The 20,692-nt window shown below is 42.6% G+C and carries 18 protein-coding genes and 2 pseudogenes; 7 read left to right on the top strand and 13 right to left on the bottom strand.

The window, feature by feature from the left end; all coding sequences use genetic code 11:
* Positions 1–9: 9 nt before the first annotated feature.
* Entirely contained in the window at positions 10–1,023 is a 1,014-nt protein-coding gene (gene pseB, locus AC0L6H_RS19310; protein ID WP_473390923.1) for a UDP-N-acetylglucosamine 4,6-dehydratase (inverting), read from the bottom strand.
* A 364-nt stretch (positions 1,024–1,387) separates the two neighbouring features.
* Here pseB and AC0L6H_RS19315 point away from each other — a divergent pair, with 364 nt between their 5' ends.
* From AC0L6H_RS19315 to galE, 3 genes are all read left to right on the top strand, one after another.
* Positions 1,388–2,905, top strand: coding sequence for a peptide MFS transporter (locus tag AC0L6H_RS19315; RefSeq protein ID WP_473390925.1), 1,518 nt, complete (start codon positions 1,388–1,390; stop codon positions 2,903–2,905).
* Between the two features lie 100 nt (positions 2,906–3,005).
* A complete protein-coding gene (locus AC0L6H_RS19320) occupies positions 3,006–3,308 on the top strand; it encodes a DUF6170 family protein (protein WP_473390927.1) in 303 nt (100 codons plus the stop codon).
* The gene (gene galE, locus AC0L6H_RS19325; RefSeq protein ID WP_473390928.1) at positions 3,305–4,327 is read left to right on the top strand and encodes a UDP-glucose 4-epimerase GalE; all 1,023 of its coding nucleotides are present in this window, start codon (positions 3,305–3,307) and stop codon (positions 4,325–4,327) included. Before AC0L6H_RS19320 ends, galE begins: the two co-directional genes overlap by 4 nt.
* A gap of 43 nt (positions 4,328–4,370) precedes the next feature.
* Here galE and AC0L6H_RS19330 read toward each other — a convergent pair whose 3' ends face one another.
* The 10 genes and pseudogenes from AC0L6H_RS19330 to ccmA form a co-directional block, all read right to left on the bottom strand.
* On the bottom strand, positions 4,371–5,231 hold the full coding sequence (locus AC0L6H_RS19330; protein WP_473390930.1) for an MlaA family lipoprotein: 861 nt from the start codon (positions 5,229–5,231) through the stop codon (positions 4,371–4,373).
* Between the two features lie 45 nt (positions 5,232–5,276).
* The gene (ccmI, locus tag AC0L6H_RS19335) at positions 5,277–6,623 is read right to left on the bottom strand and encodes a c-type cytochrome biogenesis protein CcmI (protein WP_473390931.1); all 1,347 of its coding nucleotides are present in this window, start codon (positions 6,621–6,623) and stop codon (positions 5,277–5,279) included.
* Complete coding sequence (locus AC0L6H_RS19340) at positions 6,624–7,112, bottom strand: cytochrome c-type biogenesis protein (protein ID WP_473390932.1); 489 nt, start codon at positions 7,110–7,112, stop codon at positions 6,624–6,626. It lies immediately after the preceding gene.
* Entirely contained in the window at positions 7,105–7,755 is a 651-nt protein-coding gene (locus AC0L6H_RS19345) for a redoxin family protein (protein ID WP_473390934.1), read from the bottom strand. The genes AC0L6H_RS19340 and AC0L6H_RS19345 overlap by 8 nt, the downstream gene beginning before the upstream one ends.
* Positions 7,752–9,800: a heme lyase CcmF/NrfE family subunit gene (locus tag AC0L6H_RS19350; RefSeq protein ID WP_473390935.1), complete on the bottom strand. Its 2,049-nt coding sequence runs from the start codon at positions 9,798–9,800 to the stop codon at positions 7,752–7,754. The genes AC0L6H_RS19345 and AC0L6H_RS19350 overlap by 4 nt, the downstream gene beginning before the upstream one ends.
* Complete coding sequence (gene ccmE, locus AC0L6H_RS19355; protein WP_473390937.1) at positions 9,800–10,270, bottom strand: cytochrome c maturation protein CcmE; 471 nt, start codon at positions 10,268–10,270, stop codon at positions 9,800–9,802. Before ccmE ends, AC0L6H_RS19350 begins: the two co-directional genes overlap by 1 nt.
* 20 nt (positions 10,271–10,290) lie before the next feature.
* On the bottom strand, positions 10,291–10,551 hold the full coding sequence (gene ccmD, locus AC0L6H_RS19360) for a heme exporter protein CcmD (RefSeq protein ID WP_473394589.1): 261 nt from the start codon (positions 10,549–10,551) through the stop codon (positions 10,291–10,293).
* Between the two features lie 96 nt (positions 10,552–10,647).
* A pseudogene (locus AC0L6H_RS19365) lies at positions 10,648–11,364 on the bottom strand (heme ABC transporter permease); the annotation flags it as partial.
* Entirely contained in the window at positions 11,364–12,011 is a 648-nt protein-coding gene (ccmB, locus tag AC0L6H_RS19370) for a heme exporter protein CcmB (RefSeq protein ID WP_473394591.1), read from the bottom strand. The gene ccmB and the pseudogene AC0L6H_RS19365, both read right to left, overlap by 1 nt.
* Positions 12,012–12,085: 74 nt before the next feature.
* Complete coding sequence (ccmA, locus tag AC0L6H_RS19375; RefSeq protein ID WP_473390938.1) at positions 12,086–12,760, bottom strand: cytochrome c biogenesis heme-transporting ATPase CcmA; 675 nt, start codon at positions 12,758–12,760, stop codon at positions 12,086–12,088.
* Positions 12,761–12,972: 212 nt separating this feature from the next.
* On the opposite strand from ccmA, the gene AC0L6H_RS19380 reads away from it, so the two are divergent.
* Genes AC0L6H_RS19380 through AC0L6H_RS19390 form a run of 3 tightly spaced genes read left to right on the top strand, consistent with a single transcriptional unit; the run spans position 12,973 to position 15,657 of the window.
* The gene (locus AC0L6H_RS19380; RefSeq protein ID WP_473390940.1) at positions 12,973–13,398 is read left to right on the top strand and encodes a hypothetical protein; all 426 of its coding nucleotides are present in this window, start codon (positions 12,973–12,975) and stop codon (positions 13,396–13,398) included.
* Entirely contained in the window at positions 13,395–15,326 is a 1,932-nt protein-coding gene (locus AC0L6H_RS19385) for a flagellar hook-length control protein FliK (protein ID WP_473390941.1), read from the top strand. Before AC0L6H_RS19380 ends, AC0L6H_RS19385 begins: the two co-directional genes overlap by 4 nt.
* The gene (locus tag AC0L6H_RS19390) at positions 15,319–15,657 is read left to right on the top strand and encodes an EscU/YscU/HrcU family type III secretion system export apparatus switch protein (RefSeq protein WP_473390942.1); all 339 of its coding nucleotides are present in this window, start codon (positions 15,319–15,321) and stop codon (positions 15,655–15,657) included. The genes AC0L6H_RS19385 and AC0L6H_RS19390 overlap by 8 nt, the downstream gene beginning before the upstream one ends.
* A 154-nt stretch (positions 15,658–15,811) precedes the next feature.
* Here AC0L6H_RS19390 and recA read toward each other — a convergent pair whose 3' ends face one another.
* On the bottom strand, positions 15,812–16,855 hold the full coding sequence (recA, locus tag AC0L6H_RS19395; protein ID WP_473390944.1) for a recombinase RecA: 1,044 nt from the start codon (positions 16,853–16,855) through the stop codon (positions 15,812–15,814).
* A gap of 322 nt (positions 16,856–17,177) precedes the next feature.
* Positions 17,178–17,681, bottom strand: a complete 504-nt coding sequence (locus AC0L6H_RS19400) for a CinA family protein (protein ID WP_473390945.1) — start codon at positions 17,679–17,681, stop codon at positions 17,178–17,180.
* 129 nt (positions 17,682–17,810) lie between these two features.
* On the opposite strand from AC0L6H_RS19400, the pseudogene mutS reads away from it, so the two are divergent.
* Positions 17,811–20,491, top strand: a pseudogene (gene mutS, locus AC0L6H_RS19405) (DNA mismatch repair protein MutS).
* The last annotated feature ends 201 nt before the right edge of the window (positions 20,492–20,692 follow it).

Here is a 20,692-nt window from a genome sequence, read left to right on the forward strand (position 1 = left end):
TTCTATTCTCTACACTGTAAACGAAGGGTCTACATGCTTGACTACTAATTCTCGTAAACTATCTACGCTTTCCCATTCGGTATTAGTACCAGAGTTATATTTGAACCCAAAGGGCACTTTTTGCGCTTTATGATGGGCCATAAATTCAGCTTCACTATACATGTACGAAACCGACGGTAAAATAGCGTATTTATCACCTAAATCAATGGTATTTATTGAATCGGTATCGGTAAGCATTTCTTCATGCAGTTTTTCACCGGGCCTAATGCCAACAACTTCAATTTGACACTCAGGCGCAACGGCCTTCGCCACGTCCAATATTTTATAAGATGGAATTTTGGGAATAAATATTTCCCCACCCAAATGATTGCCAATGGCAAACATAACGAGATCAACACCGTCTTGCAACGATATATTAAATCTTGTCATATCTTCGTGCGTGATTGGCAACAACCCATCTTTGCGCTTATTTAAAAAGAATGGAATAACAGAGCCTCGCGAGCCCATCACATTACCGTAGCGTACTACGCTAAATTTAATATCCTTTGACCCTTTTATGTTGTTAGCCGCTGCAAACAACTTGTCAGACGCAAGTTTTGTAGCGCCATAAAGGTTGACCGGTGCACATGCCTTATCAGTAGATAGCGCCACTACATTTTTTACACCGCATTCAAGTGCGGCATGGATGACATTTTCTGCACCGGCTATATTTGTCTTGATACATTCAGTTGGATTATATTCTGCGGTATCCACTTGCTTAATAGCAGCGGCATGAATGACCACATCTACGCCTTCACAGGCACGCTTGATGCGCTCGCTATCACGCACGTCACCAATAAAAAATCGCAATTGAGGAAAACTCGCTTGAGGGTAGCGCAGGCGCAACTCTGATTGTTTGAGTTCATCGCGCGAGAAAATGATAATCTTTTTTACTTTTGGGTAACGTTCTAAAATTGTTTTAATAAACTGTTTCCCAAATGACCCGGTTCCGCCAGTGATTAAGACAGCTTTGTTATTCAACATTCTTTTTAATCCGTAATCTGCTTAAGCTTAAGTAGATAATTGTGTATTTGATAAGTGACAATAAAAAAACGGTCACGCTTGCTAACGAAACCCAAAGCAATAATCAAGCCAAATTAAGTGTTTGTCGCAAAAAAACCTCGTAAAAACAAAGCCCCAAAGCTTCTTTGTATTGATTCTAAAATACGGTTAAGTAAACAACACATGATGAAAAGAACTTAACAAAATGTCGAAGTATGGTGATATTTTCGTCAAATGATTATCGAATGCGAACAAACTTGCACCCGCGCCCAATTCAAAGGCATAATGCAGAACAAGCAAATTTTATAAAACACCTTAGAAAAACAACAAAAACAAAGGAAGCTGTATGCAAAGCACTACCCCTGATCCCCATCAACTAGCACGAACCAAAGATACGCGATTTTTTGGTCACCCCATTGGCCTCTCAACACTTGCATTAACCGAAATGTGGGAACGCATGAGTTATTACGGCATGCGTGCACTGTTGGTATTGTTTATGGTCGCCACCCTGCAAGAAGGCGGACTAGGCCTAACTGTCGCCTCAGCGGGGGCAATTTATGGCCTCTATACCGGTGCTGTTTATTTCTTTGGCTTGCCTGGTGGCTGGATTGCTGACCGTTTAATAGGTGGTCAAAAGGCGGTTTTCTATGGCGGCATTGTTATTATGGCTGGCCACATTATCTTGGCCATTCCTAGCGATTGGAGCTTTTTCATCGGTCTTATTTTCGTCGTATTAGGTACCGGTTTATTAAAGCCAAATATTGGCGCAATGGTCGGCGAGCTATACACCAAAGAAGATTCACGCCGCGATAGTGCTTATACACTGTACTACATGGGAATCAATATTGGCTCTGTTATTGGCTACATGATTTGTGGCTACTTACAAGTTAACTACGGTTACCACTATGCCTTTGGTGCAGCCGCCATCGGCATGGGCATTGGTTTAATACAATACAAGCTAAGTGCTAAACATATTATGGGCGTAGCTGATGGCCCCAAAACTCCCCTTAGTGCACAAGGCAATAAAATCGCATGGACAGTCATTATTGTCTTCTTGGTGCTATTAGCCTTTGTCACAAGCATGACTATGAACGGCTCTATTATTTTTAACCCAGTTGCCGTTGCGACCGAAGTCGCGAAAATAATTGGTGCTATATTCCTTTTATACTTTGGCTATATATTCTTCTTTGGTAACTTAAACGCCAATGAAAAACGCGGGCTTGGCGCGCTCTTTCTCATTTGTGTTGCCTCAACGTGCTTTTGGGCTGGCTTTGAACAAGCAGGTTCTTCTTTAAACTTATTTGGTCAAAATTTTACTGATCGCATGGTGGGTGATTTTGAAATTCCACCAGCGTGGTTCCAATCAATCAACTCTTATTTCATCATTATACTTTCACCCTTTTTTGCTGCATTGTGGATTAACTTAGCGAAGCGAATGATTGAGCCTAGTTACTCAATTAAATGTGCTATTGGCTTAATCATCATGGCATCAGGCTTCATTGTAATGTTCTTCGCCGCTCAGCACGCTGCCACGGGTTTAAAGGTTGCTCCTTATTGGCTGGTTGCCACCTACTTCCTGCATACTGTAGGTGAACTGTGTTTAAGCCCAGTTGCATTAAGTGCCGTCAGTAAGTTGTCACCTAAGCGCTTTGCAGGTCAAATGATGGGCGTATTTACGCTAACCTATGCAATGGGTAATATCATTGCGGGATTGCTTTCCGGCAACTTCGATCCAAACAAACTTGACCAAATGCCTGGCCTATATCTACAAATCACCATATTTAGTGTGGGCGTAGGAATTGTCTTAGTATTGCTATCGTTTAAAACAGGCAGATGGGAAAAATTAGCGCAAAAAGAAGCTTAGTAAACAAGATTCATATTTAAATGGTCAAAGGATGAAACATTTATGCTTCATCCTTTTTTGTTATGTTGGTGTATAATAGGAAGCTCAACTGGAGTGAACATTGAAAATATATACCTCAACTAAACACATACCTGGACTCGAACAACTCTCAGTGACCGAGAGAATGGCCACGCTTGAACAAGCAGCCAATAAAATGACCATCCCCGAAAAAACCTTGCTCAACATTGTAAAGCTATTGGTCATTGTGCCGATGTTTGCTTTGTTACTGCGCGTTGTTGAAAGTTGGTGGGCACTGGCCTGGGCTGGGTTAGTATTGCTTTTGTATCCCCTTTTCGTCAAACCTTTGCAATACTCATTAAGCGCAAAATATATTAAATTAAAGAAACCAGAGGAACCTGAATGAAAACAATTTTAGTCACCGGCGGTAGCGGCTATATAGGCAGCCACACAGTATTGCAATTACTCGAACAAGACGTAAATGTTATTGTGTTAGACAATTATTCAAATTCATCCGATATCAGTTTACAAAGAGTAGCTGAAATCACCGGGAAAACGGCGACTATAATTGAGGGTGATATTCGTGACACCCAGTGTTTAGATAAGATATTCACCGACTATCAAATCGATGCCGTTATTCATTTTGCTGGTTTAAAAGCGGTCGGTGAATCGGTAGAAAAACCTATGATGTATTACGAGAACAACGTTTATGGCTCGTTAAACCTTTGCCAAGCCATGGCAAGGCATAATGTTAAAAACATCGTATTTAGTTCATCGGCAACAGTTTATGGAGACCCCGTCGAACTTCCTTTGCATGAAGGCCTACCAACAGGTACGCCTACTAACCCCTACGGCATGTCTAAACTCATGGTAGAGTTGATGCTCAAAGACATTTACAAAGCTGACTCCCAATGGAATATTGTGTTACTACGGTATTTTAATCCTGTAGGGGCTCATCCTTCAGGTCGAATTGGTGAAGATCCAAACGGCATACCCAATAACCTGATGCCATTCATTACACAAGTAGCGACTGGCAAGCGTGAAGCCTTGAGCGTTTTTGGTGATGATTACGACACCCCTGATGGCACCGGTGTAAGAGACTACATCCACGTAGAAGATCTAGCAAATGGTCACTTAAAGGCACTAGACAAGATTGACAAAGGCTGCGGATTATTCACCTGTAATCTCGGCACAGGCCACGGATACAGCGTGCTTGATATGGTTAAAGCCTTTGAGCAAGAAAGCGGCCAAACAGTAAAGTATAAAATTGCACCTAGACGAAGCGGCGATGTAGCGTCTTGCTACGCCGACCCAAGCTTAGCCGCCAATGAGTTAAATTGGACGGCTAAAAAAGGCCTACAAGAAATGTGCGCTGATTCTTGGCGCTGGCAAAGCAACAACCCAAATGGCTATTCTAAAAGCTAATCTGTAGTGTATGCGCTAATTGTTAAACGGGCCTTGAAATAACTCAAATCCCGTTTAGCAGATCTTCAAAATCAGAGAAGTCATCTTGCTCTTGTTCGAGCTCTTCCTCTGACTTTTGTTCAATTGCACCATCACTAACTTCAAAAGCTAAACGCTGAAAATAAGCATCGCGCACAAATAGGTATTGATCGAGTGAACGTTTCAAGTTTTCTTCTTGATCGAGTAATGACGCTCTCGCTTCTACCACCGATACCACTGAAGCAGCAATCAAATAAGGATCATTAATCACCGTTGATGGCCAATAGTAATTATCGACTACGTCACCAGCTAAGCTGCGAAAATCACTTGGTCCAAGTACCGGTATCATCAAATAAGGGCCGGTACCCACTCCCCATACACCTAATACTTCTCCAAAATCCTCTCGCTCGCGTTCAAGTCCCATCGTTTCTGCAACATCAAACACGCCTAGCAAGCCCACTGTTGTGTTTACCGTAAACCTTGCAGCGCTGGTGAGCGACGCTTCGCCTTTACCTTGAAATAGATTGTTCATCATATTGGCAGGCTCTTCGATGTTATTGGCGGCATTGACAAGCCCAGTTCTAACCGCCTGTGGCATAATCGCGATATAGCCTTTAGTAAAAGGTTTTAGGATAAATCTATCAAGCACCTCATAGTTAAAATCCCACATCAAGCGGTTAAAACCTTCAAAAGGATCTGATATTTTGTTGGGTTCTGGCGATGTCACAGGGGTTTGCTCTAAATTGCTGTCAGCAGCGTCAATTCCTTTATCCGGCTGTGCACCATTATTAGTTGCACAACCTGAACTTAAAATAACGAGCAACAACACGCTTCGAAGGCTTATCAATTCATTAACGCCAAAAAAGCGTAAAAAAGTATTTTTCAAACTCACAATCTCCATCGGACCTCAATATGCTGGTCCACAATTTAATTATTTCAACACGCTATCAATAACAACGTTAACTTTATTGTTTTCTGAACTGCTGTTTATATCAGCAATCGATATATTTTTAGTTGAACCTTCAAGCTCGCCGGCGCTAGGCATTACATCTTCATCAAACGATATTCTTGCCGTTATGTTTACCGCTTGTGCTGAGCTAAGGTTCATTGACGGAATCATAGCGTCTGCGTCAGACAACACGACTTGAGCCGGTAACTGGGCTAAACTAAAACGCTTAACCGCTAACGGTGCGCGGCTACGTAAATCACTGTGCTGCGCGAATACAATAAGATACGCAGAATCTGGCAGACTAGATTGCAATTCATCACTGATAGTGACCGTCACAAGTACTTCACTGTTATTTTTCCGGTCTGTAGAAGCCTGTGATTCAAGTGAACTTGCTTTTTGTTCGCCACTGGATGTTCGCGCACTTGCTGCCAAAGGTTCACCAACAATCGACACGTCATCAACCCCTAGCTTTCGCAATTCAGCAACAATCGTCTGATAAAACTGACTAGAAGGATTCATATCATTTTTTATCAATGCGAATTGACTAACGGCTAGCTCAGGGTTTTGCAGTTGTATCGCAACCGAAGTTAATAATAACCTGTTATTGCGGTCTTCAGGTTGTTTTCTGATTAAATAGTCTAATTGATAAGCAGAGTTCTGAAGACTTTCCTCACTACCCTGCAGCATTAATGCTTCTGCGAACTTAAAGCGCAAGGCATCATCAGCTGGAGTCAAATCTAGTGCCTTCTTATAAGCGGCTATACCTTCATCCACACGTCCAATGGATGTATTTACCATCGCTAAAAAGCTCCAGCCTCGCGCGTCATCTGGGTTTTCACGCAAGCCACTACGTATAGACAAGGCAAATTTTGCAAAGTCGTCTGGTGTTAAACTTTGTGGGCCCTGCTCCTCAAGCTTTTTACGTATATCTGCAACTTCGAGGGCTGACGATTTGTAAGTTTGCAAGCCTTCAAGTTGATTTGCCTGCCAGTAAACCCATGCGCCTATGATAATGGCAGGAATGGCAATAAGGATGAGCAACATCGGTTTTGAACCCTGTACATCTTTAGACGACTGTAGCGGGCTCTCATCAGCCAGAGCCAATTTTAAATCCCTGACCGCATTATCCTTTTCACCAGCATCAATTAAACCCTCATTAACCTCTACTTCTAGTTCAAGCATGCGTTGTTTAATAACATTTGCATTCGATAATTCTGTAGTATTTGCACTAGACGCGTTATTGCGCCATTTCTTTTTGAGAATAGGAAAACACACAAACAGAACTGCCACCAAGACAATAACTATGGCAGATAAATAAAAATAACTCACTTAGTCATCCTTTAAAAGTTGTTCGGCTCGGGCGAGCTTGGCGTCGATGTCATGAGCCACTTCAGGTTTGCGTCTTCGAATAAAGAACACAAGCATTACAAGTGCAAATAGTACAGGTAGCAGCCACAACCAAATAGTCACCGCATTTAAAGGGGGTTGATAATGCACAAAATCACCATAGCGAGCTTTCATCCATTCAATTACCTCGGCTTTCCCTTTACCTTCTTGCATCAATTGATAGGTTTTTCGACGCATATCGTGCGCAATTGGGGCGTCTGAATCGGCGATATTCTGGTTTTGACATTTGGGACAACGCAGTTCGCTAGTAAGCTCTAAAAACTCTTTTCGTTTATGAGGGTCTGCAAACACGTAGTTTTCAGCATATTCTTGCTTAACTTCAGCATCCGTTTGAGTGGCAGAGTCTTGTCCTATGCTTTGACTTGAAAATAAAACAAGGACCATCAACACCATGCTTAATCGCTTATCCATTGCTTTGTCCTTCTTCAATGGCCTTGGCCCCGCCCGTCAATGTTGTATTCAAAGCTTCTATCTGACTTGCTGTTTGCGGCGCAATTTCACTCATTATGGGAGAAAATTTTTCTCGCCATACCCTAGGGTTAATGTCGCCAAGATGATGCACACGAATAACGCCATTTTGATCCACTAAAAAGGACTCTGGGGCGCCGGTAACGCCCAAATCTAAGGAGGTGTCTCGGTAAACATCAAAAATATTAAATTGATATGGGTTTCCGTATTTACCTACCGTTTGTGCAACCTCTAGCCTGACTCGTTGCAGTGTTTTTGTACCAAAATCAGGGTCTATATCTTGGTCATAATACAAACCAACAATCGATAAACCACTATTAGACAAGGCAGTTAAGTAAGGTAATTCAATGGCGCAAGTGACGCACCACACTCCCCACACGTTAATTAGCGTCACTTTGCCTTCAAAGATAGTGTTCGTATGTATAAGTTTCTCATCGCTTAAATCAGGCAATTCAAACACCGGGAAGGGTTTAGCTAATACTTCTGACTGGCGCTCCGTAGGGTCAGAGTAAAGCCCTTTAAATAAAAATATGCACAGTGCCAAAAATAAGACAAGTGGGATAAGAAAACTAGCTAAGCGACTCATATATTTCCCTTAATTCGCGTACTTTCTGCGCGTGCGGCACTTGAACCTAGTGCCGAACTTTTAGCGCGTTCCGTGTCGTTGTTCAACATGTCTTTTACCTTTGCTATTTTTTTGATTCTGTAGCGCTTGTCGGTGATAGAGAATATCCCGCCTATACACATAATAAATGCGCCGCCCCAAATCCAAACCACAAAAGGTTTGTAATATAAACGAATTGCCCAAGCATCGCCGTCAAGGGGTTCACCCATTGCAACGAAAAGGTCGCGCGTGAAGGTCGTATGAATGCCGGCTTCGGTCATGCTCATTCGCTGTACTGAATAAAAACGCTTTTCAGGCTCTAGATGGCTTACCAGCTCACCATTTTTAAACACATCAAAAATGCCTTTATTAGAAACATAATTGGGCCCTTCAATCTCTGTCATGCCAGTAAACTCGACCTCGTAATCTGCAATTGCGATACGCTGGCCGGGCACCATTTTCACGTCACGCTCTAGCTCATAATTGCTCACTAGGGTAATACCGATAAGTGTTACAGCAAAGCCTAAGTGCCCCAGCACCATTCCCCAATGGCTTCGAGTTAAGCGCCTAAGTGATGTTAGCAATGGTTCATCTTTTGTCGTTGCGCTAACACGTTGACGCACCTCTAAAATCGAGGTCATCACTATCCATGCGCTCATCACAAGACCTAACAAACCCATGTAAGTCTGTTCATCGTAGCTGTAGTTGATTAACAACCCTGCTGAGATTGCCAAAATAAAGGCAAAGATGAGCTGGTTACGCAGCATTACCGGCTTTTGTGTCTTCCAGCGCGTAAGCGGCCCTATCCCTAAAAACAAGACAAAAGGCACAATGAGCAAGGTGAACATTTGATTAAAAAAGGGAGCGCCTATAGAAATCGTTCCTAAACCAATCTCTTTGTGAACAAGGGGAAATAAAGTCCCCAGTAATACAACAATCGTGGCCGCAACTAATAGGACATTGTTCCCCATCAGCATCATTTCACGAGAGAATATGTCGTACCTTCCAACACTTTTTAACTGTGATGCTCTTAAAGCATAGAGCAATAATGAACCGCCAATAACGATAACCAGTAAGCCAAGAATAAATAAACCTCTGTCAGGATCACTTGCAAACGAATGCACCGATACCAATACACCAGAGCGCACTAAAAAAGTACCTAATAAGCTCAAAGAAAAGGCCGCGATAGCTAATAATACCGTCCAAGACTTAAATACTTTGCGTTTTTCTGTTACCGCTAAACTGTGCATTAGCGCCGTGCCCACCAACCATGGCATAAACGAAGCGTTTTCTACTGGATCCCAAAACCACCAGCCGCCCCAGCCAAGCTCATAATATGCCCACCAGCTGCCAAGGGCGATACCAATGGTTAAGAAGCTCCATGCGGCAATTGTCCATGGGCGTGACCATCTTGCCCAAGTCGAATCTAGTTGCCCGCCAATGAGCGCAGCAATGGCAAAAGCAAAAGCAACAGAAAAGCCAACATAGCCCATATACAGCATAGGAGGATGAATAATCATGCCAAAGTCTTGCAGCAATGGGTTTAGGTCGCGTCCGTCAACCGGGAAGAAAGGCAACATACTGTCAAAAGGATTAGATGTTATTAACATGAATAAATAAAATGAAATACTCACCATGCCGAGTACCGCCAGCACTCGTGACACCATCACATCAGGAATACCTCTGGAGAAAAGTGCTACGGCAACCGTCCAGACAGAGAAAATCAGTACCCAGAGTAGGAAGGAACCTTCGTGTCCACCCCAAACGGCGGTCATTTTGTAATACCACGGTAACTGGCTATTGGAGTTTTGCGCAACATAACTTACGCTGAAGTTATCGGTCATAAACGCATGCGTCAAACAGATATAAGCAAACAAGGTAAACACAAATAGGCCGATGGTTAGCGGCCGCGCCATTTTCATCATTGTTATGTTATTAGTTTGCGCGCCCCATAGTGGATACACGGCCAATAGTATTGATAATACTAATGCGACAACAAGCGTAAAATTACCTATTTCTGGTATCATTAATAACTCCCCTGAGACGGAGGTACATGCTTAATTCCTTTCATTTTTTCTGCAAGGTCCGATGGCATATACTCTTCATCATGTTTAGCTAACACTTCATGCGCCACGATTAAATTTTCTTTTTCAAGCACACCCGTAGCCACGATACCTTGGCCTTCTCTAAATAAGTCGGGCAGAATGCCTTTAAACTGAACAGTGACCGCCGGTCCTAAGTCCACAAGGTCAAAGCTAACAGCAAGTGTGTCGGTATTACGCTCGACGCTGCCAGGCACAACCATGCCACCAATTCTAATACGCTGACCAATAACAGGCTTTACCCCAGTTTTTTCCTTACCTTCAAAAATTTCACTTGGAGTATAAAACGCGTCAACATTATCGCTTAAGCTACTTAGCATAATGCCAACGGCAGCGCCAATCAGCAAAATGATACTAGTTACGGCAATAAGTCTCTGTTTTCTTCGTTGGTTCATTGCTTGTCTCGATTTATAAATTAAGGATTATTTGCGCTTTTCTCTGTGTTTTTAGCGTTTTTCTTTTGCTTTGCCGCGGCTCTAGCGGCCAAAATGCGTTCTACTCGTGCTTTTTGTTTATGTGCTTCACTTACGATTGTTTTTCGCTCAAGCACGCTAAAAGCAAGTAACAAGAGCATGACCAAAATACTAAGACCAAAGCTTAACCAAACAAAAAAGCCACGTCCGCCCATATCAATAAAGCTAGCGTAAGACTCAAATTTAACGCCTTGCTGCATCATGAAATAAGCACCTACGGCCAATAAGGCGAATACGATAGCCCACCAAAATGGTCGAATGATTTTTGGAGCTTCCCTAGTTTCATCTTGCAAGATGTTTGCAACCCAAGGTCTATGCGCATCTCGTTTAATTAATTCGTTTTTTAGTCTTATTAAACCAACGGTTCCGATGTAGCCAGCCATACCTAACATCGCTATCACTAAAGGCGTCACCATTTCCGCTGGCATAGACGGCTTATCTAACTTACTGATTGTGGCGCCTTGGTGAAGGGTATTCCACCACTCAACAGAATATTTGATTATAGGGATATTGATAACGCCCACGATCGCCATCACCGCAGAAGCTTTAGCACCTTGTTGTTTGTCATCAAAAGAAACGTAAAGTGCGATCACACCTAAATATAAAAATAGCAGAATAAGTTGAGAAGTGAGTCTAGCATCCCAAATCCAATAGGTTCCCCAAGTAGGTTTTCCCCAAACGGCCCCAGTAAATAATGATATAAAACAGACAACCGCGCCAATGGGCGCCAATGCCATCATCGTCATAAATGCGCTACGCCATTGCCATACAATGCCTACAAAGGCAGCAGTCGCCATTGCTACGTAGGTACTCAATGATAAGGTGGCGCTGGGTACATGAATATAAATAATGCGGTAAACATCAAACTGCTGGTAATCCGTTGGCGCATAGGCTAATCCCCAAATAGTCCCAAGCGGAAAGCATACGCATAAAACTACGACAAAATAAGGTAGTAGCGTATTGCAAGCGCCATAGGCTTTTTCAGGCTGCGCGTATGAGTTAATCCATTTCAACATTAGTTTTGACTTACCTTTAATGAATAAGCGATGACCGCTGGCGACAGCGCCAACGTGAATAAAAGCATCGATGCCATAATACCAAGGAGTTGCGCAATAGGTAAATTCATCGATGCGTATTCTATTGCCGAGGTGGCAAATATTAGTAACGGTATAAATAGGGGAATAAGCAGCAGTGCCACTAGCACGCCAGAACGCTGCAAGCCAACGGTTAAAGCAACGCCAATAGCACCCACCAAACTAATGATAGGGGTACCAAGCAATAAAGTAACAATAAGTGTTGTGTACATGACTTGGGTCATATTCAAAAACAGCGCAAGCAAGGGAGAGATAATCAGTAGCGGAACAATGCTGACTAGCCAATGGGCAAGCACTTTGACCAACACCAACATGTAAAGGGGTGTAGGGGAAAGTATCATTTGTTCTAGACTACCATCGAGATAATCATCACGAAATAGGCGCTCAAGCCCCATGAGCAAAGACAAAATTGCCGCGACCCACACTATTGCACCGCTCACCAACTGCAAGGTTTGAGGGCTTGGGCCCAGCGCCAATGGAAATAAAGTAATGACTAAGACGAAAAACATCAAAGGTTGCATTAATTCTGCGCGCTGGCGGTAGGCTAATGCCATATCACGCTTAGCCATAGCAAGAAGTGCAGCGACTACACCCTTGTTTGAATGATCGCCAAGTACTGTCGTTGATGTCGTCTCGTTTGCCATTACCAAAGATACTCCAACTCAAATATCCTCTGCTGGTGGGCAATACTTGTTGCTTGATGAGATGTCATGATAACGGCATTTTTTTGCTTCAAAAATGTTTCAATGTGTTGTTCTAATAAACTTACGCTTGCTACGTCTAGTGCAGTATAAGGTTCATCTAACACCCAAAGAACAGCCTTCTTATTAAGCCAAAGCTTTGCTAAAGCCACTCTTCTTTGCTGTCCTGCTGACAAATTCTTTAGAGGTAAATCTTCTAAACCATCAAGGCCTAGCATTGACAGTACGTTTAGTATTGTGTTGTCGTTTGCTTCAACTTGACCAATTAACCGTAAATAAAATTGTAAGTTTTCAACCGGCGTTAGCAAAGCACTAAAGCCCAATTTATGCCCTACATAAACAATATTTTCGGCGGCGCTATTGAGGTCTTCATTTAGCGGCTGGTCGTTGACGATAACGTTGCCACTATTTGGCGTACTTAAGCCAACTAGTATCCTTAATAAACTTGTTTTACCCGCACCATTTTCACCCTTCAGCATAATCAGTTCACCCGCTTCTACAGACAGGTCAATATCTTGAAACAATATTCGGTCTTGTTTTTCGCAGCTAACCTGATGGGCAGATAGAATGGGCAAAGCGTAATCTCGTATGGTTGCAAAGCCCGCGAATACTAGCACAAAATTATCGCCTTATGCAGTAGTTGTGGCGCAATTCTGACCTTAAATTAATCGAATATTCCGTTGATTTGATTCGAATCAAATGAGTCACCTAGGTGCCTGCTTATAAATTAGCGACAAGCGGCCCATTAAACCGAAATTTGTTAGGGTTTTAATTGTAGGTTTTACGTAAAAATGCTTGATAAATTTAGCTCTTGAGCCGATAGCTAGCTATGGCAGATACGCAATACACAACTATACAATCACTTTCAAAAGTGATTGACACAACGCAATCGGGCTATGCTCCGCGAGGATTACCTGCGCAAAGAGTAATCGATCCATCAGCTCAAAGCTTAAGTTTGCAGGTGCTTAACGTAACAAACAATCAAGTTTTATTGCAAGCACAAGCTAGCGGGGAAAAACTACTGCTAGACAAAAATACCCTGCAAAATACAGTTAATGCCAAACTAGTCGTTGGTGACAGGTTATTATTGGTGACCTCAAACCAACAAACAGCGACTTTTATTCTTGAAAAAAACGGTCATGGATTTGAACAGAAGTTAAGTGGTCCAGCCTTGCAAAATGTGGCTACATCGTTGGCAACGCAGTGGCAAGATCTCCCAACGAGTATTATTAAAAAGTCCAACCCCTGGTATTGAATCAAGTACAAATAGCGAGTAATACATTACAAGCAGCTAATTTAGCCAAGGCAATAGTGGCGATAGTCAATGCCACCGGTCAGCCAAACATCAATGTAAATGCAAACGCACAAGCGCAGTTTCTCAAAAGCCCAGCGCAAAGCCTCGCTGCAAACGTTGTTGAGCCGGCAAATGCTGAGCTTTTGCGACTTAATATCAACATTGGCAAAAGGCAGCCCTATCCGCTGGATTTACCTTTAAATAGTAAAATACCTGGAGCAGTTTCATCCACCTTGGCTAGAGAACTAACATCGTTGTTATCAAGCCTTCCTAAAGTTTCACTGCAATTTGATACTAACAACGAAAACAAGTTTCTTAGTAAGCTAATGTTGAGCGAATCGCCCCAAGCTTCGCTAAGCAAGCAGGCAATTGCTGAGCTCAATGTCGTTTTACAAAGTCAGGTAAAACAAATTAAACAAGCGATATCGTCAATTGTGGTTTCACCGCACTCGCCTAATTTGCATAAAGGAATTGTGCTTGACGTGAGTACGCAAAACTTGACGGCCTTAGGGGCGTCAATTAAGCAACATCTTGTGCAAGGAATAAAGCCAGAAGCCCTTCACAAGGCAATTATACTTGTGGCACAAAATCAAAATAATACAAATCAGATTCAAGTAAGCTTAACTGCAAAACCCGTCACTATTACCATAGAAAACACTTACCTTTCAGGCCTACAAGATGTGCCGGCGGCCGGGAAAGTTTCAGCGCCTATTTTGTTTAAAAGTCCTGAACACAGTGAACTCCACAATAAAACCAATCATGCTTCAGCGACGGCAACTAACACTGTTGATAATAAGGCTAACGCAGTCGCCAGTCAGCAAATCAAAGAAGTGCTGCATTCTTATTTAGTGGCCAAAGGGAATAACGAACTTTCAATACCAAATAAAATCACAAAATTGCAATCGGTTATTTATCGTGAGCTCAATCAGGTATTGCCAAGGGCAGAAAGTAGCACTGTCGCATTGCCTTCTTTGTTAAAGCACCTCAATACTATAAGTGCTAGTGCAAAAGGCGATTTACAGCAGCTTTTCAATCACGTGATCAAACAGGTCAAAGCAAATATGCCTGCAAGTGAAACAAAAGACGCAACACTAGCAATGCCAGCAGGAAGTGATACAGAAACGCTTTTATCCTCTCAAACAAGTCAACAAATAAAAGAATTGTTCGCTTCGCCGGCACTAGCCTCGCTCAGCGGTGGGCCCATCAATGGTGTTGCTGCTATTACTAATCAAGGAGGATTGGTAAATGGCCTTGTTACTATGTTGCAGGCTAGTTTACAAGCCAAGTTACTATCTCAACAGCCGCAACTTCTAAATAGCCTTTTGCAGTCAACGCAGCTTTCACAGATGTTACCTGCCCTACAAGCAAAGGGAAAAGCACAAACGAATCACAGTAAATTAATACAAGACCTATCAAAAGTAGATCCCAAAGGCAGTTTAATTGCTGAAATAAATAAAGTGTTAAGCAATCATAGCCTGCACAAACTATCTAGCGCCGAAAGTAGTCTGCAACAACAAGATAGCTTCTACTATGTATTGCCCAACATGTTTTCATCAATGCACAAAGATATTGAAATTTCTATCAAACGAGAACGTGAAGCTCATAGTGAGCAATCACAGCAAAGCCAGCTAGCATGGCAACTGAGCATGAAGTTAGATGTTGGCAAAGCGGGTGAGGTCCTCGCAAAAGTCAAACTGGCAAACGATAACGTTGACCTTAATTTATATGCGTCAAATGAAGCCTTAAAAGAAAAGATCCTGACCTTTTTACCGCTTTTAGATAAGCGCCTAACGAGTTTGGGATTATCGGTAAGCCCCAAGTGCTTTTTGGGTAAAATTCCCGAGACCCTGTTTAAAACAGATTATCAGGTTGTGCAAGCCTATGTATAAATCAAACAGTACGAAGCAATCAGTAAAGGCTGTAGCGTTAAAGTATCAGCAAGAAAGCGTCGCGGCTCATAAAAAAGCCGCGCCCAAAATAGTCGCGAAAGGACAAGGTAGCGTTGCCGAAGAAATCATAGCTTTAGCACAGCAGCACGGCGTCCTAATTCATCAAGATGATGAGCTTAGTGAAATGTTGGGGCAATTAGATTTAGGCCAAGAAATACCAGAAGGCCTTTACCATGTAATAGCTGAATTAATTGCCTTTTCTTATGTTCTGCAAGGTAAGTTTCCTGAAAATTGGACCAATAGCCTGCAGCGCATCGATTTTAAAGAATAATCTTTAGTTAGTAAGGTAGCCTTCATCAATAAGTAGGCACAAAAAACCCCGCTAAATTATATAAATTCAAGCGGGGTAAGAGCTCAAGCATTTGGGGAAACATTTTTAGCTTAAGCTTAGAGCAACTCTACTGTCGCCACTTTCGCAATGTTGTTTATGCTTTTTCGCTCGCTTCTGCTGGAGCCTCAGCTTTTGCATCAACTTTTGTAAGCAACAACTCAGCTCGTAATTTAGCTTCAATTTCATGAGCAAGCTTTTTGTTGTCTTTTAAATACTGTACAACGTTCGCTTTACCTTGACCAATACGCTCGCCGTTGCAGCTATACCACGCACCTGCTTTGTCGATTAATTTTTGTTTTACGCCAAGGTCGACTAATTCTGCTTCTTTGCTAATGCCAAGACCGTAGATGATTTGGAACTCAGCCTGTTTAAATGGCGGCGCAATTTTATTTTTAACAACTTTAACGCGTGTTTCATTTCCTACAACTTCATCGCCATCCTTGATTGCACCGGTTCTGCGTATATCTAAGCGTACAGAAGCGTAGAACTTAAGCGCATTACCACCCGTTGTCGTTTCAGGGTTACCAAACATAACGCCAATTTTCATCCTAATTTGGTTTATGAAGATAAGCATAGTGTTGCTACGTTTTAAGTTACCGGTAAGCTTTCTCATACTTTGAGACATCATACGTGCCGCTAGGCCCATGTGAGAGTCGCCTATGTCGCCTTCTATTTCCGCTTTAGGGGTAAGTGCTGCAACCGAATCGACAACAATTACATCAACCGCGCCTGATCTTGTTAGCATGTCACATATTTCTAAAGCTTGTTCACCTGTATCTGGCTGCGAAACTAAAAGCTCATTAATGTTAACACCAAGCTTTTCGGCGTATATTGGGTCAAGTGCATGCTCTGCATCGACAAAGGCGCAGGTTTTACCTTCTTTTTGCGCAGATGCGATAACCTCAAGGGTTAGCGTTGTTTTACCTGACGATTCAGGGCCGTAAATTTCAACGATACGCCCCATTGGTAAACCACCAGCACCTAGCGCAATATCAAGGCCAAGAGAACCCGTAGAGATGGTCTCAACATCCATGGTCCGGTTTTCGCCCAGCTTCATGATTGACCCTTTACCAAATTGTTTTTCAATTTGTGACATGGCTGCGTTTAATGCATCATTTCTATTCGTATCTGCTTTCATGATTGTTTCCCAAATATTTTTATGTTGTTACCAGATCGTGTGACTTGCAGTTGCATAGACATATCTAGTGTTTCTGTAAACGAGCGTTGTATGTGCTTATATCTAGTTACCCGCAAGCCCATGCAATCATTTATATCGCAAGTATACTGTATAATCATACAGTTTCAATAACTTATTTGAATTATTTATTTAAGTCTCTGTTTTTGTTCGTATTAAACTAATAAAAAAATGATAAAACGATAACTCGATTGCGATAACACTTAGATATAAAAGCTTCTGTACCTCGCTATCACACTGTATATGTTATCAAAGGGAATAAAGATTAGTCAGCTAGGCATTGGATCAGTTTTTGTAGCGCCAATAAGATGGCTTGCTCTCGGACTTGGCTGCGGTCTCCACTAAAGCGGCGATTAAAACTTAAGGTTTGCCCAACACCCCTTCCTGCAATAGCAAACCACACAAAACCAACAGGTTTTTCAGGGCTACCACCACCCGGCCCAGCAACACCACTAATAGATACTGCCAAGTCTGCGTGAGCAAGCGCTGCCCCTTTTTCTGCCATTTCTATGACCACTTCTTGTGAAACCGCGCCAAATGTATCCAAGGTACTTTGCGCAACTCCAACCAAGCTATGTTTGGCCGCGTTCGAATAAGTTACCCACGATTGGTTGAACCACTGCGACGAACCGGCTACTTCCGTAATTGCGCTTGCAAGCCCACCACCGGTGCAGGATTCAATGCTAGTAACAGATAGATTTTGCGCTAACAAAAGCTCGCCAAGCGTATGGGCAAGCTCATTTTTTTGATTTATTGTGAAGTTAATCAAGACTACATCTTTTTAGTTGCCAGTAATTCTCATAGAATACACGCATTGAATACGATTTAACAAATGCGAATTTGCGCGGCAAGTTTAAGGCGTTTGTTTTCTAGACATATAAAAAGATAATAATAAACGATGCCAACTAAACCCCAACACACGCCCATGATGACTCAATACCTAAAAATAAAGGCAGAGCATCCAAACCAGCTGCTTTTTTACCGCATGGGTGATTTTTATGAATTGTTTTTTGATGATGCAAAGCAAGCTTCACAGCTGCTAAATATTTCCTTAACCGCTCGTGGCAAAGCCAATGGCGACCCCATTCCAATGGCTGGCGTGCCATATCATGCGGCAGAAAACTACTTAGCGAAATTAGTCAAAATGGGGCAATCGGTCGCTATATGTGAACAAATAGGCGACCCCGCGACTTCAAAAGGCCCTGTGGATCGCAAAGTAATGCGGATAATCACCCCTGGGACCGTTACTGACGAAGCCTTGCTAGAGGAACGCAGTGAATCCATTCTTGCTGCGGTATATAGTGCCAAAGCTAAGAGCCAAGATAGAAAGAATATTTTTGGCATCGCTTATATAGAGCTCGCTTCTGGTCGCTTTAACTTTTTAGACTGCTTCTCAGAGCAAGCACTACAAGCCAATTTGGCGCGTATAAAACCATCGGAACTGCTCTACCCTGAAGGCGCAAGTTTCGAGCATTTGCTGGCAAGTATTAAAGGAAAGCGCAAAAGACCAGAATGGGAATTTGACCGCCAAACGGCTATTTCAAAGTTGACGCAGCAATTTAACACCCATAACTTAGATGGCTTTGGAGTGAATGACAAGGCTGTGGGTATTTGCAGCGCAGGATGCGTATTGCAATATATCAACGAAACCCAGCGTACACAGTTGGTGCACATTAATGCAATTCACCAAGAGTCTTTAAGTGACAGCTTATTAATGGATGCGGCCACGCAACAAAATTTGGAACTTACTCGTAACTTATCGGGCTCAACAGAACACACCTTACTTTGGGCGATTGATCACACATCAACCAATATGGCCTCTCGCTTGCTTCAGCGTTATTTGCACCGGCCCAGTACTAGCCAAAGTGAAATTGCTGAACGGCACAAAACCATAAATAGTCTGTTGTCGAGTGATATAGAAGCATTTCAAGACATTCTAAAACAGATTGGCGATATAGAAAGAGTCCTAGCAAGGATGGCTTTAAGAAGCGCTAGACCAAGGGATTTTGCGCGTTTATCAATAGCACTCGCAAGCTTGCCTAGCTTACAAGAGAAGCTCAAAGCAATAGATACTTTAGCGAGTCAGAGCTGCGCTAAACAACAGAGCTTGATAGATGATGTAGACAGTCACATAGCCCACTACCAAGCGCAAATAAAGACTTTTCCAGAACTTTGTACGCTCCTTGAAAATGCGATTATTGAAAATCCGCCCGTGGTTATCAGAGATGGCGGTGTTATTAAACCCGGCTTTAACGAAGAGTTGGATCATCTTCGTGATCTTGCAGACGGCGCAACAGGCTACCTTAATCAATTAGAAGAAAGAGAGCGCGCACGCACTGGCATTAGTACCCTCAAAGTTAATTACAACAAAGTACATGGCTTTTATATTGAAGTTAGCCGCGCAAATAGCATGCAAGTGCCGCCCGACTATATTCGCCGGCAAACCTTAAAAAATAACGAACGCTACATCATTCCTGAATTAAAGGAACACGAAGATAAAGTGTTAACGAGTCAAAGCCGCGCCCTAGCCTTAGAAAAACGCTTATATGAAAGCTTATTTGACGACGTTATAGCCCAATTACCGGCCTTGTTAAATAGCGCAAGCTATATTGCAAAATTGGATGTGATGACTAACTTTGCGTTTTGCGCGCAAAGCCTAAATTTACATCAACCTGAATTAGTCTTAGACAATACGCTGTCGTATAACAACGGTCGCCACTTAGTTGTTGAGAAAGTAATGCAAGGCCCCTTCATTGCCAATCCTTTATTTATGGATGACAAACAAAGAATGCTCATGGTAACAGGCCCGAATATGGGGGTAAGTCTACCTATATGCGGCAAACTGCTTTGATTGTCATACTTGCCTATATAGGGTGTTTTGTGCCTGCTAGCGATGCAAAAATTGGCCCAGTGGATCAAATATTTACACGCATTGGCGCTGCCGATGACCTTGCCTCTGGCCGTTCAACCTTCATGGTAGAGATGACCGAAACTGCCAACATAATGCATAACGCAACGGCCAATAGTCTGGTATTAATGGATGAGATTGGCCGTGGCACAAGCACTTATGATGGCCTGTCGTTGGCCTGGGCTTGCGCCCAACAACTAGCGCAGCAAACGAAAAGTTTTACATTGTTTGCTACCCATTACTTCGAACTAACCGAGTTGGCAAAGCATATCCCCTCGGTTGAAAATGTGCACGTGACTGCGCTTGAACATGGTGACGATATTAAATTTATGCATAAAGTTGAACAAGGTGCGGCAAGCGGAAGTTTTGGCATACAAGTCGCCAAACTAGCGGGCGTTCCCGCACATGTTATTGAAGCCGCAAAGCAAAAGTTGCAAGAGCTAGAAGAAAGCAAGCCATTGACCCCCAAGGATAGGTCAAGCGCCAAAACGCCAGAAAACCATCAAAACACTGAAGGTGACTCGCACCGTCAATTGAGCATCGCCCTTGATGAACCACATTGGCTAGAGGCCTCAATAAATGCCCTCGATTTAGATTCCTTAAGTCCTCGCGAAACACAGGCTGTACTGTATCAATTGAAAACACGACTGGCGGAAAAAAACAGTAAATAGCAACACAGACTAAATCACGTTTTGCTGTGATTTTTGATTTACTAAATACGGTAAATGTAGGTATACTATTGTTCCAACAAAGGCGGTATTCAAGTCGCCTTAATTTTGTGTGTTTTCCGTTTATTATTAGGCTAAAGCTTAAACGCTTTGGGTTTGAATTTTTCTATATTATTCAATCTATTAAGCGCTAATGTAAACAGT

The organism is Glaciecola sp. G7-5 (assembly GCF_055808975.1).